Origin of the sequence: Methylorubrum salsuginis, from assembly GCF_900114375.1 — a bacterium.
GTDB classification, from domain to species: domain Bacteria; phylum Pseudomonadota; class Alphaproteobacteria; order Rhizobiales; family Beijerinckiaceae; genus Methylobacterium; species Methylobacterium salsuginis.
In genome coordinates, this window is record NZ_FOSV01000001.1 from 435,183 (window position 1) to 449,143 (window position 13,961).

The 13,961-nt window shown below is 70.4% G+C and carries 13 protein-coding genes and 1 pseudogene; 5 read left to right on the forward strand and 9 right to left on the reverse strand.

All coding sequences use genetic code 11. The features are described from left to right. Window positions 1-53: 53 nt before the first annotated feature. On the reverse strand, window positions 54-350 hold the full coding sequence (locus tag BM140_RS02010) for an FAD assembly factor SdhE (protein WP_091941405.1): 297 nt from the start codon (window positions 348-350) through the stop codon (window positions 54-56). A 211-nt stretch (window positions 351-561) separates the two neighbouring features. Here BM140_RS02010 and BM140_RS02015 point away from each other — a divergent pair, with 211 nt between their 5' ends. The 3 genes from BM140_RS02015 to BM140_RS02025 all read left to right on the forward strand — a co-directional run bounded on the left by BM140_RS02015 (window position 562) and on the right by BM140_RS02025 (window position 4,554). Continuing rightward, window positions 562-1,737, forward strand: a complete 1,176-nt coding sequence (locus BM140_RS02015) for a hypothetical protein (protein WP_091941407.1) — start codon at window positions 562-564, stop codon at window positions 1,735-1,737. Between the two features lie 29 nt (window positions 1,738-1,766). Beyond that, complete coding sequence (gene recG, locus BM140_RS02020; RefSeq protein WP_091941409.1) at window positions 1,767-3,896, forward strand: ATP-dependent DNA helicase RecG; 2,130 nt, start codon at window positions 1,767-1,769, stop codon at window positions 3,894-3,896. Window positions 3,897-4,227: 331 nt separating this feature from the next. After that, entirely contained in the window at window positions 4,228-4,554 is a 327-nt protein-coding gene (locus BM140_RS02025) for a hypothetical protein (protein WP_091941411.1), read from the forward strand. Window positions 4,555-4,566: 12 nt separating this feature from the next. Here the strand turns inward: BM140_RS02025 and BM140_RS02030 are convergent, their stop codons facing one another. Next, window positions 4,567-5,355, reverse strand: coding sequence for a DUF502 domain-containing protein (locus tag BM140_RS02030; RefSeq protein ID WP_091941413.1), 789 nt, complete (start codon window positions 5,353-5,355; stop codon window positions 4,567-4,569). A gap of 248 nt (window positions 5,356-5,603) precedes the next feature. On the opposite strand from BM140_RS02030, the gene BM140_RS02035 reads away from it, so the two are divergent. Then, on the forward strand, window positions 5,604-6,038 hold the full coding sequence (locus BM140_RS02035) for a GlcG/HbpS family heme-binding protein (RefSeq protein WP_091941415.1): 435 nt from the start codon (window positions 5,604-5,606) through the stop codon (window positions 6,036-6,038). 76 nt (window positions 6,039-6,114) lie between these two features. Here BM140_RS02035 and BM140_RS02040 read toward each other — a convergent pair whose 3' ends face one another. The 7 genes and pseudogenes from BM140_RS02040 to BM140_RS26680 form a co-directional block, all read right to left on the reverse strand. Next, on the reverse strand, window positions 6,115-7,749 hold the full coding sequence (locus BM140_RS02040) for an OFA family MFS transporter (protein ID WP_091941417.1): 1,635 nt from the start codon (window positions 7,747-7,749) through the stop codon (window positions 6,115-6,117). 768 nt (window positions 7,750-8,517) lie between these two features. Beyond that, complete coding sequence (locus BM140_RS02045) at window positions 8,518-9,591, reverse strand: acyl-CoA dehydrogenase family protein (protein WP_091941419.1); 1,074 nt, start codon at window positions 9,589-9,591, stop codon at window positions 8,518-8,520. A 7-nt stretch (window positions 9,592-9,598) separates the two neighbouring features. Next, entirely contained in the window at window positions 9,599-10,144 is a 546-nt protein-coding gene (locus tag BM140_RS02050; RefSeq protein ID WP_091941421.1) for an OsmC family protein, read from the reverse strand. 15 nt (window positions 10,145-10,159) lie between these two features. Then, a complete protein-coding gene (locus BM140_RS02055) occupies window positions 10,160-10,990 on the reverse strand; it encodes an ABC transporter permease (RefSeq protein WP_244535251.1) in 831 nt (276 codons plus the stop codon). Then, window positions 10,987-12,213 (reverse strand): ABC transporter substrate-binding protein, encoded by a 1,227-nt coding sequence (locus BM140_RS02060; protein WP_091941423.1) that lies wholly within the window; start codon window positions 12,211-12,213, stop codon window positions 10,987-10,989. Before BM140_RS02060 ends, BM140_RS02055 begins: the two co-directional genes overlap by 4 nt. A gap of 28 nt (window positions 12,214-12,241) precedes the next feature. Continuing rightward, complete coding sequence (locus BM140_RS02065) at window positions 12,242-12,991, reverse strand: ABC transporter ATP-binding protein (RefSeq protein ID WP_091941425.1); 750 nt, start codon at window positions 12,989-12,991, stop codon at window positions 12,242-12,244. Window positions 12,992-13,324: 333 nt separating this feature from the next. Beyond that, a pseudogene (locus BM140_RS26680) lies at window positions 13,325-13,441 on the reverse strand (MBL fold metallo-hydrolase); the annotation flags it as partial. A 228-nt stretch (window positions 13,442-13,669) separates the two neighbouring features. Between BM140_RS26680 and groES the strand changes: the two are divergent. Further along, a complete protein-coding gene (groES, locus tag BM140_RS02075; protein ID WP_056240043.1) occupies window positions 13,670-13,960 on the forward strand; it encodes a co-chaperone GroES in 291 nt (96 codons plus the stop codon). Window position 13,961: the final 1 nt, after the last annotated feature.

Sequence of the window (13,961 nt, forward strand, 5' to 3'; positions counted from 1 at the left end):
GGGGAGAGGGATTTGGCGTGGCGCTTGATGAAGTGGGCTTCCGACGACGATGTTCAGTTATGGATCGGCGCGTCGTGCTTATGGAACGCCTTCAATCGGCGGTAGACCGGCGTGTCGTAGTTCTCCGGCGTCGGGTCCTCGCCGGTGAGCCAGCGGAACAGGTCGCGGTCGGGCACCTCGATCAGCGCCTCGAACTGCGTCAGCTCCTCCTCCGACAGGTCGCCGATCTCGGCATCGGCGAAGCGGCCCATGATCAGGTCCATCTCACGGATGCCCCGGTGCCAGGCCCGGAACAGGGTGCGGCGGCGGCGCGGGTCGAGGTCGGCGCTGGAGCGGGTGGTGCCGGACATGGAGACGAATCCCTCCGAGATGGCTCTCGTGGTGATGACAGGCATGTAGAGGCGTGCTTGCTCAGGGGCAAACGGCTTTGGGCAAACGGTCTCGGCGCAGGACCAGCCGTCACGTCCCGGGCCGACCGGGCAAGGCGGTGTGTTCCACCGCAGAAACATCGTGTGCCATGCTGCGCCACCTCGGGCCGAACGGCCATCGCGGAGGAGACCGATGAGCCTGCCAGCTTCGATCCGTGCCATCTTGGAGCGCCTCCGGCATCGCGGCGTCGAGGTCGAGGCCACTTCCGAGGCATGTTGGGCCGAGCCGTCCAGGCAGAACGAGGTGGATACCGGTGAGGCCGAGCGGGAGTCGGGCGGACCTGCTCTGCCCGAGGCGCTCGTCCTCCGCCTCGTGCGGGTGGGCAGCGGGCTGGCCAGGGGCAGCCTGCATCAGGCCGAACTCGACGCCGTCCTCTCCGGCCTGACCGCCCTGCCCTCCGACGCCGTCGCGGTGGCGGAAGCGACTGTGGCGCAGTGCATCCTGCGAGGACATCACGAATCGGGACGGATCCCCACCACGCCTCGGACGTCCCGCGCGGCCGACCTGGCCCGCCTCCGCGCCACGCCGGGCCTGGAGCGTCTGTTCGTCTTCCATCCCGATGGCTACGTGCGCGAGGCGGCGCTGCGGGCCCTCGACGGACCGGTGCGGACGAGCTTCGAGGTCGCCACTCTCGTCTACCGGCTCAACGACTGGGCGCGGCCCGTGCGCGCGGCGGCGCGGGACTGCGCGGTCCGCGTCTTCCCGCAAACCGGTGCGGAGGTGCTCGTCGATGCGCTGATCGCCCTCTTCCACCGGATGCCCGCATGGCAGCGTTGGCAGGAGGATCAGGCGGCCACTCAGCCCATTATCGGAGGCCTCATGGCGCGACCGGACGTCTGCGCGTGGCTCGTCGCGCATCTGCGCACGGCCCGCACCGGGCGGATGGGCGGTACGCTCCGACGCGCCTGTCAGTGGCCCGGCCTTGATCCGGACCTGCCGGATCTCGCCCGCCACGCCGCCCTGCCCTCGGTTCGCGCCTGGGCCCTGCGTTTCTTGATCGAGGGGCGGGCCACATGGCCGGAGGGCACTCGGCGGGAATGGGTCGACAAGCGCTATGGTCTCACCCGCCGTGTTCGCGTAATCGGGGAGCGTCGGCTTGCCCCGACGTCGGACCTTAAGGCGCTGATCGAGATGGGGGCCGAGGACCGTTCAGGCGCCGTCCGGCGCGTGGCAGCCGATGGGCTGGCGGTGCATCGTGCGACCCTCGCGGAGCCGATGCATGCCTTGGTCGAGCGGCTGGCCGACGACAAAAGCCCGTCCGTGCGTTGGCGGGCTGCCTTCATCCTGAAGGAGCGTGCCGCCCGGTGAGGGTCGCCCGATCCTCCCATGACCCGCCGATGACCGACGACGCCCCGTCCTTACGCCCGAGCATCCTCGATCCGCTCTTCGCCCCCGCCCACGGCCTGCCGGGCGTCGGGCCGAAGATCGCGCCGCTCATCGAGAAGCTCCTCGGCTCGGAGGAGCGCCCGGCCCGCGTCGCCGACCTCTTGTTCCATCTGCCCCAAAGCGGCGTTGCCCGGCCGCTCTGCGGCTCGATCCGCGATGCGCCGACCGGCGAGCCGGTGACGCTGGGCGTGACCGTTGTGGCGCATCGCCCGCCGGGTCTGGGCAAGCGCGCCTTCCGGGTGCTGGTCGAGGACGGGACCGGCGACATCAGCCTCGTGTTCTTCGGCATGCCCAAGGGCCGCATCGAGAAGATGCTGCCCTTGGGGAGCCATCGCTACGTCTCGGGCCGGATCGACCTCTGGGACGGCTATCGGCAGATGGTCCACCCGACCCGCATCCTCGACGAGGCGGGGTTGGCCAGCCTGCCCGCGGTCGAGCCGATCTACGGCGCGACCGAGGGGCTGACCTCGCGCGTGATCTCGAAGATCGTCCATGGCGCGCTGGAGCGGCTTCCCGTCCTGCCCGAGTGGCAGGATCCGGCCTATCTCGCCCGCAGCCGCTTCCCGGCCTTCGCCGACGCTCTGCGCATCGAGCACCGCCCGGAGGAGGCGCCCCCGCCGCCGCGCGAGGGCGAGGCCCCGCCGCCGAGCCCGGCCCGCCGCCGGCTCGCCTATGACGAGTTGCTCGCCTCGCAGCTCGCGCTGGCCCTGCTGCGCGCCCGCCAGCGGCGCAAGCCCGGCCGGGTCAACGCGGGCGACGGGCATCTGAAGGCGCGCATCGAGGCCGCCCTACCCTTCGGGCTCACCGGCGCGCAGAGTCGCGCGGTCGCGGAGATCCGCGCCGACATGGGCTCCGACCGGCGCATGCTGCGCCTGCTCCAGGGCGATGTCGGCTCGGGCAAGACCGCGGTGGCTTTGCTCGCCATGGCGTCGGCCGTCGAGGCCGGGCGGCAGGCCGCCTTGATGGCGCCGACCGAAATCCTGGCCCGCCAGCATTACGAGCGCCTCGTGCCGCTCACCGAGGGCTTGCGCCTGCGGCTGCTCACCGGACGCGACAAGGCCGCCGAGCGCCGGGCGACGCTCGCCGATCTGGCCGCCGGCACCATCGACATCGTGGTGGGCACCCACGCGCTGTTCCAGGAGGCGGTGGCGTTCCGCGATCTCGGCCTCGCCGTGGTGGACGAGCAGCATCGCTTCGGCGTGCATCAGCGCCTCGCGCTCGGCGCCAAGGGCGAGGCGGTGGACATTCTGGTGATGACGGCCACCCCGATCCCGCGCACGCTGGCGCTCACCTTCTTCGGCGACATGGACGTCTCGGTGCTCGACGAGAAGCCCGCCGGGCGCCAGCCGATCAAGACCATCACGATCCCCAACGAGCGCATCGGCGACGTGGTGGACGGGCTGCATCGCGCGCTGGCCGCGGGCGACCGGGTTTACTGGATCTGCCCGCTGGTGGCCGAATCCGAGTTCGTGGACCTCGCGGCCGCTGAAGAGCGGTTCGAGGACCTCAAGCAGCATTTCGGGGAGGGCGTCGGCCTGATCCACGGCAAGATGCCGGGGCCGGACAAGGACGCCGCGATGGAGGCCTTCGCGAGCGGGCGCACGCGCGTTCTGGTCTCGACCACCGTGGTCGAGGTCGGCGTGGACGTGCCCGAGGCCACCATCATGGTGATCGAGCATGCCGAGCGCTTCGGGCTCGCCCAGCTCCACCAGCTCCGCGGCCGGGTCGGGCGCGGTTCCAAGGCCTCGTCCTGCCTGCTGCTCTATCGCGGGCCGCTCGGTCAGGTCGCCAAGGCGCGGCTGGAGATGATGCGGGCGAGCGAGGACGGGTTCCGGATCGCCGAGGAGGACCTGCGCCTGCGCGGCGAGGGCGAGGTGCTCGGCACCCGCCAGTCCGGCATGGCGGCCTTCCGCCTCGCCCGGCTGGAAAGCGACGGCGACCTCTTGGAGGCCGCCCGCGACGACGCCCGGCTGATCGTCGAGCGCGATCCGCGGCTCCGGAGCGAGCGCGGGAAGGCGCTGCGGGTGCTGCTCTACCTGTTCGAGCGCGAGGCGGCGATCCGGCTGATCGGGGCGGGGTGAGTCGCGCCGAACCACGCGGGACGGGCTCTCGAAAGTCGATCGGGGAACGCGAATCCGTTCAGGTTCGTTCAGAAAACCCGCGAACCTGAACGGCCCGTTCAGGTTCGAAAGGGCGGTCGGACGGGATCGCAGAATGTCGCAGCGCAGGCCTGCGCTGTGACTGTTTCGCGATTGATATCATGGAGTTATCGGGTTCCGTGATGAGGCCGGATGAACGCGGCGACGGGCGGAGATTCCGAGAATACCTTGTATCTGCCCCAATTGCCGCTTAACTGGAGATGAACAAACGGCCTCGTAGACCGGGGTGCCACTGGAAAAGAGGAGGGTCGCCATGTCGATCGCACCGTTCCAACGCCTGCCGGGTTCCTCCGAGAATTGGGGAGCCGACGCGTTGTCCGCCGAGCCCTGGCTGATGCCGATCAGCGACCGCGTGGGCCGCGACGAGACCACCGCCGACGCGCTCATGAGCGCGGTAAGGCAGTCCTCGCGCCGGTTCTGGATCGCCGCCAACGCGCTCTGCGCCGTGCTGGCCCTGCTGCTGACCGCCCAGGTCGCGACCGACTGGAACAGCCCGGTCGCCCGCCCGGCGGCCACCGGACAGGTCGCCGACGCCACGCCGCCGACCATCGCGGTCGAGAAGGCCTCGCTGCAGCACTGATCTTTTTCGCGTTTAACTCTCCTGGCGCGCCGGTTCCCGGCGCGCCTTTTCCATGTCCGGGACGCTCTGCGTCTGGCGTAAGGTCGCCGCCATGGCGTTGAGGCGGGCCTGCGGGTCTTCCGGCTGGATCACGCCCGCCGACATCACCAGCTTGGCCGCGTCGTCCACGCTGATGCCGACCTCCACGATCTCGGAGCGCGGCAGGTAGAAGAAGAACCCCGTGGTCGGGTTCGGCGCGCAGGGCAGGAACACGCCGACATAGTCGTGCGCCCCGCCCTCCTTCGCCTGAAGCGCGTCCCGCACCTCGGTCGCGGCGGGCGCGGAGAGGAACACCACCGACCACGTCCCCTTCACCGGGAACTCGACGAGCCCCACGGTGCGGAACGAGGTGCCGTTGGCGGAGAACAGCGTCTCGAAGATCTGGCGCAGGCCCCGGTAGAGCCCGGAGATGACGGGCGTGCGGGCGAGCAGCACCTCGCCGAACTCGATGACCGAGCGCCCGACGAGGTTGGCGGTGAGGAAGCCCAGCATCGTCAGGGCGACGAAGGCGATGACGAGGCCGAGGCCGGGGATCGAGAACGGCAGGTAATGGTCCGGCAGGTAATTGGCCGGCACCAGCGGCTTCACCCAGCCGTCGATCAGCGCGATGAACCACCACGTGATGTAGATCGTGATCGCGAGCGGCCCCGCGACGATGATGCCGGTGAGGAAGTAGGTCCGCAGCCGCCCGCGGGCGCTGACGCGCTTCCTGGCGGACGCGGCGTCCGGAGCCTCGGGGATCGGCGACAGGGTGGGCGCCACGCATGCACCTCGGGCGACGGAGCCGGGACGACGGGCTCTCTCCCCACCGCCTCCGGCCAGAGACGTAGCGGTTGGGGCCGGGCGGCTCAAGGCTTGAACGCAGGCCTCGAACGGTCGCGCGGCGCGGTGAGGCGCGACGGCGCGGGACCGAAACGATCGATGGCGCGCGACGCGACTTGATCACGCGCGGCGGGCGCATACCTCGGCCGTTGGGCCCGTGAGGCCCGAGCGTTTACGGAGGACACGCCATGCACGTCACCATCGAGCAGGCCGAGAAAGCGATCGCGGCCGCCCGCGCCAAGGCGGTGGAGCTCGGCACCCAGATGTGCATCGCGGTGGTCGATTCCGGCGGCAACCTCAAGGCGTTCCACCGCATGGACGGCGCCTGGGTCGGCTCCATCGACATCGCGCAGAAGAAGGCCAAGACCGCGGTGTTCTTCGGCATGAAGACCGGCGCCATCGGTCAGCTGTCGCAGCCTGGCGGCTCGCTCTACGGCATCGAGCACTCGAACGACGGCCTCATCACCTTCCCGGGCGGCATCCCGATCGTCGATTCCGACGGCGAGATGTCCGGCGCCATCGGGGTCAGCGGCTCGTCGGTGGAGAACGACGACGCGGTGGCGCTCGCCGGCGCCCAGGTCGTCGGCGACACCGAACTGCCGGATCACCCCTGGCGGACCTGATCCCCTTTGATGTGAGGGATGGCTCGCGCCTCGCGACGACGCCCCGCCGGCACCGGTCCGGCGGGGCGTTCGCGCGTCAATGCAGCAGGATCGCCGCCTTCTGGAGCGTGATCAGCACGCCCGCCGCGAGCGGCAGGCCGACGGCGGCCCAGGCCAGGACGACGAGGGCGGATGAGGTCGTGGGCTCGGCCGTCCGCGTGGTGGGGCGAATGCCCGTGGCGCCGGAACGGGCGGCCGCGGGTGCCGCCGCCTCCGTCATGTGGTGCCGGGCCGCGACCGGGCGGACCAGGAGGTTGCAGATCAGGCCGAGCACCAGCAGCCCGGCCAGGATGTACATGGTCTGGTTGTAGGCCTGCGCGTTGGGCAGGCCCGCGGCGAGCTGGTACTCGCGGAGATAGTTCACGAGCACCGGGCCGAGGATGCCCGCGGTCGCCCAGGCGGTCAGGAGCCGTCCGTGGATCGCGCCGACCATCTTGGTCCCGAACATGTCGGCGAGGTAGGCCGGCACCGTCGCGAAGCCGCCGCCATACATCGAGATGATGACGCCCATGGCCAGCACGAACAGCAGCGTCGTGCCGAGCCCGGCCAGCGTCGGCACCGCGGCGTAAAGCACCATGCCGAGCAGGAAGAAGATCGCGAAGGTGAGCTTGCGCCCGAGCCGGTCCGAGGAGGTCGCCCACAGGAAGCGCCCGCCGATGTTGCACAGGCTGAGCAGCCCGGTGAAGCCGGCGGCGATCGCCGCGATCTGCGCCTTCTGCCCGGCGTCGAGCTGACCGAAGGGCAGGTCGAGGCCGATGAGATGGCCGCCGAACACCTCCTGCAGCATCGGCGAGGCCATGCCGATGACGCCGATGCCGGCCGAGACGTTGAGGCAGAGCGCGGCCCAGATCAGCCAGAATTGCGGCGTGCGCGTCGCGACGTCGAGATCGACGTTCTTCGACGAGACCATGGCGCTCTTGGTGGTCGCGGGCGGCGTCCAGCCGGCCGGCTTCCAGTCCTCCGGTGGCACGCGATAGCCCAGCGCCCCGGCCGTCATGAAGACGGCGTAGATCAGGGCCATCGCCACGAAGGTCTGCCACACGCCCACCGAGGTCGGGCTCGCGAACTGGCGCATCAGCCAGTCGGCCAGCGGTGCCCCGATCATCGCGCCGCCGCCGAAGCCCATGATCGCCATGCCGGTGGCCATGCCGCGCCGGTCGGGGAACCATTTGATCAGCGTCGAGACCGGCGAGATGTAGCCGAGCCCGAGGCCGATGCCGCCGATCACGCCCGAGCCGAGCCACAGCATCCAGAGCTGGTGGAGGTAGACGCCGAGCGCCGAGATCAGCAGGCCGCCGCACCAGCACAGGGCCGAGACCAGTCCGGCCTTGCGCGGCCCGGCGCGTTCCAGCCAGCCGCCCCACACCGCCGCGGAGCAGCCGAGCAGCACGAAGAACAGCGTGTACATCCAGCCGAGCTGGCTGATCTTCCAGTCGCAATTCGCGGCGGTCAGGCCCGCGAGGAAGCCCATCTCGGCCGGGCAGGCGATGGGCTGGGTGATGCCGACGGCGCGCGAGAGCGGCAGCCAGAACACGCTGAAGCCGTAGGCCATGCCGATGCAGAGATGGATCGCCAGCGCCGCCGGCGGAACCAGCCACCGGTTGAAGCTCGGCGCGGCGACTGTGCGCTCGCGACTGAGAAAGCGCGAATCCGCTGCGAGACCGACCGACATGGAACCTCCTGGCGCGTTTTCTCGGGGGCGGTCTGCGCCGCAGCGCGGGAAGCTAGTCGGCGCTGCCCGAGCTGCAAGGGAGGGTTGATTTTTTCAACATTTCATAAGTTTTTGGCGCCCTTTCGCGTCCGAACCGAAGACGCCGCCGACAACGGGCTGCTGCTGATCTCGCTCGAGCCCGAACAGGTTGGCGTTCTGTCGGCCCTGGCCTCTGATCCCGTGTGCGGCAGAACTGACACAGCCCCTGCCGACACTGGGGGCAAGGTCACAGGTATTGCAGGGGCCGCCGAGACCACCGCCCCCACGCCCTGCTCGAGCCGCCAAAGCGGGGACTTCCCGTCGCCGAGGCCCCGCAGCCCTACCGAACACCCTGAAGGTCTCGAACGAACCCTGATCGATGTCCGTTTCCATGCCGACGCGGATTGATTCCGGCGAAGCATGCCATCAGCCTGGATCGTCTCCGAAAGCTGCAGCAGTTCGTAGGCTGAAGCCGAGAATGACTCCGCTTCGGGCAAGGGGACGGAGTTTTCGCTCGTGACGGCGCGTTGACGTGAGGGAGTGGTCTCATGCCAAGCGGCACGGAACCGGACCGATGGTCCCCTTCCGTGCGTCCCGCGGACGCCCGCCGCCCCGCCGTCGCGGGGGCCATCGGCGATGCGTCGGGATCGTCGCCGATGGGTCTCGGGGCCTTGGATCGCATCGAGATAGGCGACGCGGGTTCCGCGACAGCACCGCTACCGGATAGGGGGCGGACACGGTCCCGGCGGGTCAGGCCACCCTCGCGAGTTCTGTCGTGATGTGCTTCACCGAAGGCGTTATCAGCGCGACGAACTGCGCCTCGCGCAGACGGCGGAACGGCTCCGAGCCCTCGAGATAGCCGCGGGCGCCGAACTGGAGCATGGCGGCCTGCGCCGCCTCCAGCGCCAGGAACGACACGTCGAGGCGAAGCCGCAGGGTATCGAGGAAGGTCGCGCGGTCGGTCTCGGCATGGCGCTCCGCCGCTGCGGCGATTCTTTCGCGGAGAGCCTCGGCTCGCGCTTCGATGGTCTCGGGCCCGAGCGGCAGGAACCGGCCGTCGTGGCGGCCGCGGGCGTCCTCGCGCATCAGGCGGGCGACGCCGCGGGCGAGGCCGAGCCCCATGCCGGTCTGGAGCAGGACGAAGCCGTTGCGGATGCGCGGCACGAAGGCGCCCGCGTCGTGGGCGATCACGTCGGCGTCCGCCAGGTAGGCGTCGCGCACCATGACGGTGACGGTGCCGGTTCCTTCGAGGGCGACGAAGCGGGCGTTGGCGGCGATCGCGACCGCCTCGCTGCCCGCCTCGAACAACCCCATCACCCGCTGCCCGTCGGGCAGCGAAAAGATGCCGGCGAAAAGGTGGCCGGGGGCGAGGTTCGAGACCCAGGGCAGACGTCCGCGCACCCGGTAACCGGCGCCCTCGCGCTCGCCGCGCAGCGCCAGCGGCTCGATGCCGGAAAACGCCTTCATCGGGTTCGAAAGCCCGGTGCCGCCGAGGCCCGCGCCGTGGGCGAAGGCAGCGACGTGGCGGCGCGCCCCCTGCTCCTCGGAGCGGGCGAGGTACCAGACCAGCGCATCCTGGCACCACATGCAGAAGGCGGTGGAGAGGCAGGCCTCGCCTGCCTGCGCCATCGCATCGATCGCCCCGAGGAGACCCGCGGGCGAGCCCTCGACGTGATGGGTATAGGCCCCGGCCGCCCCGAGCGCGCGCAGCACGTCGTCCGGGTACTGCCCGGCATCGATCACCGCGAGGCGGGGGCGCAGATCCTCGCGCACGATGTCCGCCACCGTGCGGGGCGAGGGCGCGATGCGGGCGGATGCCACCATGGCGCGATCAGGCCCGGGCCAGGGTGACGGAGACCGGGTTCTGCACGGTGTTGAGCACCGGCGACCATTGGGCGGCATGCGCCACCAGCGCGTCGAGTTCGTCGGGGCTCGCGCCGTCGATGTCGAGATGGGCCTTGAGCCTCACGGCGGTGAGCCCGACCGGCTTTTCCGAGAGATCGCCCGTGCCCCAGACCGAGGTGATGTTGATGTCGCCCTCGGACTCGATCGTGATGCCGCGCACGGTCCAGCCGCGGGCCACCGCATTGGCCTGGAGGCCGACGGCGACGCAGGTGCCGAGCGCTGCGAGCAGCGCCTCGGTCGGATTCGGGGCGGTGTCGTCGCCCAGCAGCGCCGGCGGCTCGTCGACGATGTGAGCGTCGAGGTTGCGGACGTAGTTGAGATGGCGGAAGCGGCGCCCCTCGGCGATGGTTTTGGCCCGTACCGTCTTCACCACGGACGGGTCGGCCCGGCCTCTCTCGGACAGCGCCCGAAGCTTGTCGCGGTCGATGGTCTCGAAGGTCTGAACGATCTCTCTCACGGCATGGGCGGTCATCTTGAAAAGAACTCCTCAGGTGGCGGGAATCCAGCGGGCGCGGGCGGCGAGCCGTCCGAGCCCGCTGTCGAGGGCGTAGCCGATCAGGCCGATCAGCAGGACGAGGGCGGCGAGCCGGTCGTAGGAGAGGGTGTCGCGGGCGTCGTTGATGGCGTAGCCGAGCCCGCTCGTGACCCCGAGATATTCGGCCGGCACCAGGACGATCCAGGCGACGCCGAGCGCGAGGCGCAGGCCCGTCAGGATGTCCTGAAGCACGGCGGGCAGCACGACGGTGCGCAAGGTCGCGAGGCGGCCGGCGCCGAGGTTGCGCGCCATGGCGAGCCAGACCGGATCGACCCGCTTCACCCCCGCCGCGGTGGAAAACAGGATCGGCCAGATCGCGGCCGCCGCGATCAGGAAGACGATCGCCCCATCCCAACTCGGGAAGGCCAGCACCGCCACCGGCATCCAGGCGAGCGGCGAGATCATCCTTAGCAATTGGAACGGCGGCTGGAGGATGCGCTCGGCGAGCGGTGACGAGCCCATCAGCAGCCCGAGCGGCGCGCCGAGCCCGAAGGCGACGGCGAGCCCCTGGCCGATCCGTAAGAGGCTCGGGGCGGCGGCCCGCCACGCCTCGCCGGAGATCAGCAGCTCTGCGAAGGAAGCGAGCGCCGGGCCGGGTGCGAAGCCGGCGAATGCCGCGTAGCCCGGCACGCTCTCCAGCACGAGCCCGGCGGCGAACCAGACGAGCCCGAGCCCGGCGAGACCGAGGAGCGGCGCCAGCCGGTCGAGCGCGGGGCCGATCCGGGCCGGGCGGCGCAGCGGCTCGTGCCCGGTCTCGGCGGCGAGGGTGGCGCCCCCGCTCACAGGCTCAGGGTCTCCTGGCGGGTGAGCGCGGCCGGATCGCTCGCCCCCGGCCATTCGGGATGGCGCTTGAGCGCGGCGGCGACGAAGCGGTCGTCCACGAGATCGCGCGCGACGAAGTCCGGATCGAGACCTTTCAGGAAGGTGGCGTCGCCCTCGACCACGGTGTGGCCCATGGCCTCGACGATCAGCTTCGTCGCCGACGGGTAGGGCCAGGGCTGGAAGTCGATGCGGCGTGCCGCCCAATCGGGATGGCGGATCGCGCCGCTCCGCTCGTAGGCGGGCCCGTAATCGGTGGTGGCCTTGATCACCACGTCCGCCGACATCGGCAGGTAGCCGCGGCCCTCCTTGGAGATGAGGCGGGCGACCTCCTCGCGGTTCTTCACGCAATAGGCCTGCGCGCGGACGATGGCCTCGACCGCCCTCCCCGTCCATTCGGGGTTGGCTGCCACCTGCCGCTCGTGGGCGACGACGACGCAGCAGGGATGGTTCTTCCAGATGTCGCCGGTGAAGCGCAGCATCCGCGCCCCGGCCTTGAGTTCGCCGAGCGCGTTGAACGGCTCGGCGACGATGTAGCCGTCGATCTTGCCCGCCGCGAGGGCCGCCGGCATCTCCGGCGGCGGCAGGATCTGGAGGGCGCATTCGTTCGCACCCGCCTCGCCGCGGATCACCGGCGTCACGCCGGATTCGCGCAGGGCATATTGCAGCACGACGTTGTGCATCGAGTACCAGTACGGCACCGCGACCCGCTTGCCCGCGAGGCCCCGGAAATCCTCGATCCCGCTTTTTCCCCCGACGACGATGCCGGAGCCGTTGGTGTGGGCCCAGGCCAGCACCTTCACCGGGAACTTGTTGTTGTAGCGCATCCAGACCGGGATCGGCTTGAGCAGATGCGCGAGGTTGAACTTGCCGGCGGCGAACCCCTCGACCAGGGCCGACCAAGAGCGCACCGGAATCGGCTCGGCGACCTTGAGGCCGGCCTCCTCGAAGAAGCCCTTGGCGTGGGCGACGAGGAGCGCGGTGGCGTCGGTGATCGGCAGGTAGCCGATGCGCACGGTCTCGTCGTCGGCCGCATGCGCCGCCCGGCTCGACAGGCCGAGCGCTCCGCCGCCGAGGAGCGCGGCCAGCCCGCCGCGGGCAAGCGCGTCGAGGGTGTCGCGCCGGGTCCAATCGGCACGGGTCCATTCGTGCGCCCACAGGGCGGAGAGGTCGTCGGGGGCACTCATCGGGTCTCGTTTTTTTGGGATTCTTGGGTCAGGCGGCAACTCGCTCGGGAGTGGCAGGCCTCAAGCGACGGCGAAGCTCGGCCTCCGCGTCGTCGCCCAGCCAAAAGTCGTCGGCGATGCGGGCGGGGCGGCCGGCGAGCACGACGGCACGGCGAGCGAGCGCCGCCACGTCGGCGAGATCGTGGGTGACGACGATCAGGGTCAGCCCGCGGGCTTGCGCGAGACGCAGCACGTCGGCGCGCAGGCTCGCGCGCATCTCGGGATCGAGCGCTGAGAACGGTTCGTCGAGGAGCAGGATGCGCGGCCGGCTCGCCAGCGCGCGGGCGAGCGCCACGCGCTGCTGCTGACCGCCGGAAAGCTGGTGCGGCTTGGCCTCTGCCCGCTCGCTCAGGCCCAGTTCCTCGAGGAGACGGCGGGCTTCCGCCCCGGCGTCGGTGCGCCCCGAGCGTCCGCCGAGCCGGGCCGGCAGCAGCACGTTGTCGAGGACGGTGGCCCACGGCAGCAGTGCGGGCCGTTGGAACATCACGGTGCAGCCCGGCACCGGGCCGCGCACCGCCGCGCCATCGACCCGCACCGTGCCGGAGGACGGGGCGGCGAGCCCGGCGAGGACCTGCAGCAACGTCGATTTTCCGACGCCCGAGCGGCCGAGGATGCCGACGCGCTCGCCGGCCTCCACCGCGAGATCGACGCGCTCGAACACCGGCGCGGCTCCGTAACGATAGGCGACCGAGGCGAGGGCGAGATGGGGGCTGGCAAGGTGGGGAATTGGACGGGTCATCGGTTCCGGAAACTGGGCGCAGCCCGCACCTCCCCGGCCTCGAAGGCCTGCGGTCGGCACCGTGGGCCGCGTGCGGTCAAGATGACCGATCGACGGCGGCTAGATCAATGAATGCAAAATCCAAATATTGATCGGGCGCGGGGAGATTTTTCCGCGTACAGATGCCGCGATGATGCGTTTCGTCTTTGTGGGCTCGACGGGCCTCGCATTCCGGTGCCGGAAGGCAATTCCTTGTTTCAATCGCCCTCCGCCCGGCGGTCTACGCGCAGGATCGGGGCACCGGCATCAAGCTGTTCGCGACGCAAAGCTGGTACGTGCGCGACGGACGAGGTCCGGCGGCTGGTGGCGCACGCCCTGGACGGTCACGGGCTTGAGGAACTGGTCGTGCGCGGAATCGATCGGCACGCGCAGGGACAAGGAATCGACCGCCGGAACCTCGACGGGGGCGGCGCGCCCCCTCGATGCCGGAAAATGCGGCTCGCGCCTCGCACGATCTGATGAGCCGCAACGGGCTCGCGTAAATCTTCTCTCGAATCTCGTCGCAGGGCATCGCCGCCCTCTCATGCGTCGTTCTTTAAAAAGAACAATCCCGTTGACTTGACGAACGCTCGCCGACACCCTGGTGGCCTCGGTCGGGCCCACGGCCCGGCCCTCGACGGAGAGAGGACGGCCCAAACCATGGCGTTTCGACCCCTGCACGACCGCGTGCTGCTGCGCCGCGTCGAAAGCGACGAGCGGACCAAGGGCGGCATCATCATTCCCGACACCGCCAAGGAGAAGCCGCAGGAGGGCGAGGTCGTCGCCGTCGGCCCCGGCGCCCGCGACGAGCAGGGCCGCGTCAACGCCCTCGACGTACGGGCCGGCGACCGGGTGCTGTTCGGCAAATGGTCCGGCACCGAGGTCAAGGTCGATGGCCAGGATCTGCTGATCCTGAAGGAATCCGACATTTTGGGCGTGATCGCCGCCTGAG

Excerpts from the sequence above, each read along its gene's own strand:
- BM140_RS02010 (WP_091941405.1), bottom strand. The coding sequence starts at position 350 with ATGTCCGGCACCACCCGCTCCAGCGCCGACCTCGACCCGCGCCGCCGC.
- BM140_RS02015 (WP_091941407.1), top strand. The coding sequence starts at position 562 with ATGAGCCTGCCAGCTTCGATCCGTGCCATCTTGGAGCGCCTCCGGCAT.
- recG (WP_091941409.1), top strand. The coding sequence starts at position 1,767 with ATGACCGACGACGCCCCGTCCTTACGCCCGAGCATCCTCGATCCGCTC.
- BM140_RS02025 (WP_091941411.1), top strand. The coding sequence starts at position 4,228 with ATGTCGATCGCACCGTTCCAACGCCTGCCGGGTTCCTCCGAGAATTGG.
- BM140_RS02035 (WP_091941415.1), top strand. The coding sequence starts at position 5,604 with ATGCACGTCACCATCGAGCAGGCCGAGAAAGCGATCGCGGCCGCCCGC.
- BM140_RS02040 (WP_091941417.1), bottom strand. The coding sequence starts at position 7,749 with ATGTCGGTCGGTCTCGCAGCGGATTCGCGCTTTCTCAGTCGCGAGCGC.
- BM140_RS02045 (WP_091941419.1), bottom strand. The coding sequence starts at position 9,591 with ATGGTGGCATCCGCCCGCATCGCGCCCTCGCCCCGCACGGTGGCGGAC.
- BM140_RS02050 (WP_091941421.1), bottom strand. The coding sequence starts at position 10,144 with ATGACCGCCCATGCCGTGAGAGAGATCGTTCAGACCTTCGAGACCATC.
- BM140_RS02060 (WP_091941423.1), bottom strand. The coding sequence starts at position 12,213 with ATGAGTGCCCCCGACGACCTCTCCGCCCTGTGGGCGCACGAATGGACC.
- BM140_RS02065 (WP_091941425.1), bottom strand. The coding sequence starts at position 12,991 with ATGACCCGTCCAATTCCCCACCTTGCCAGCCCCCATCTCGCCCTCGCC.
- groES (WP_056240043.1), top strand. The coding sequence starts at position 13,670 with ATGGCGTTTCGACCCCTGCACGACCGCGTGCTGCTGCGCCGCGTCGAA.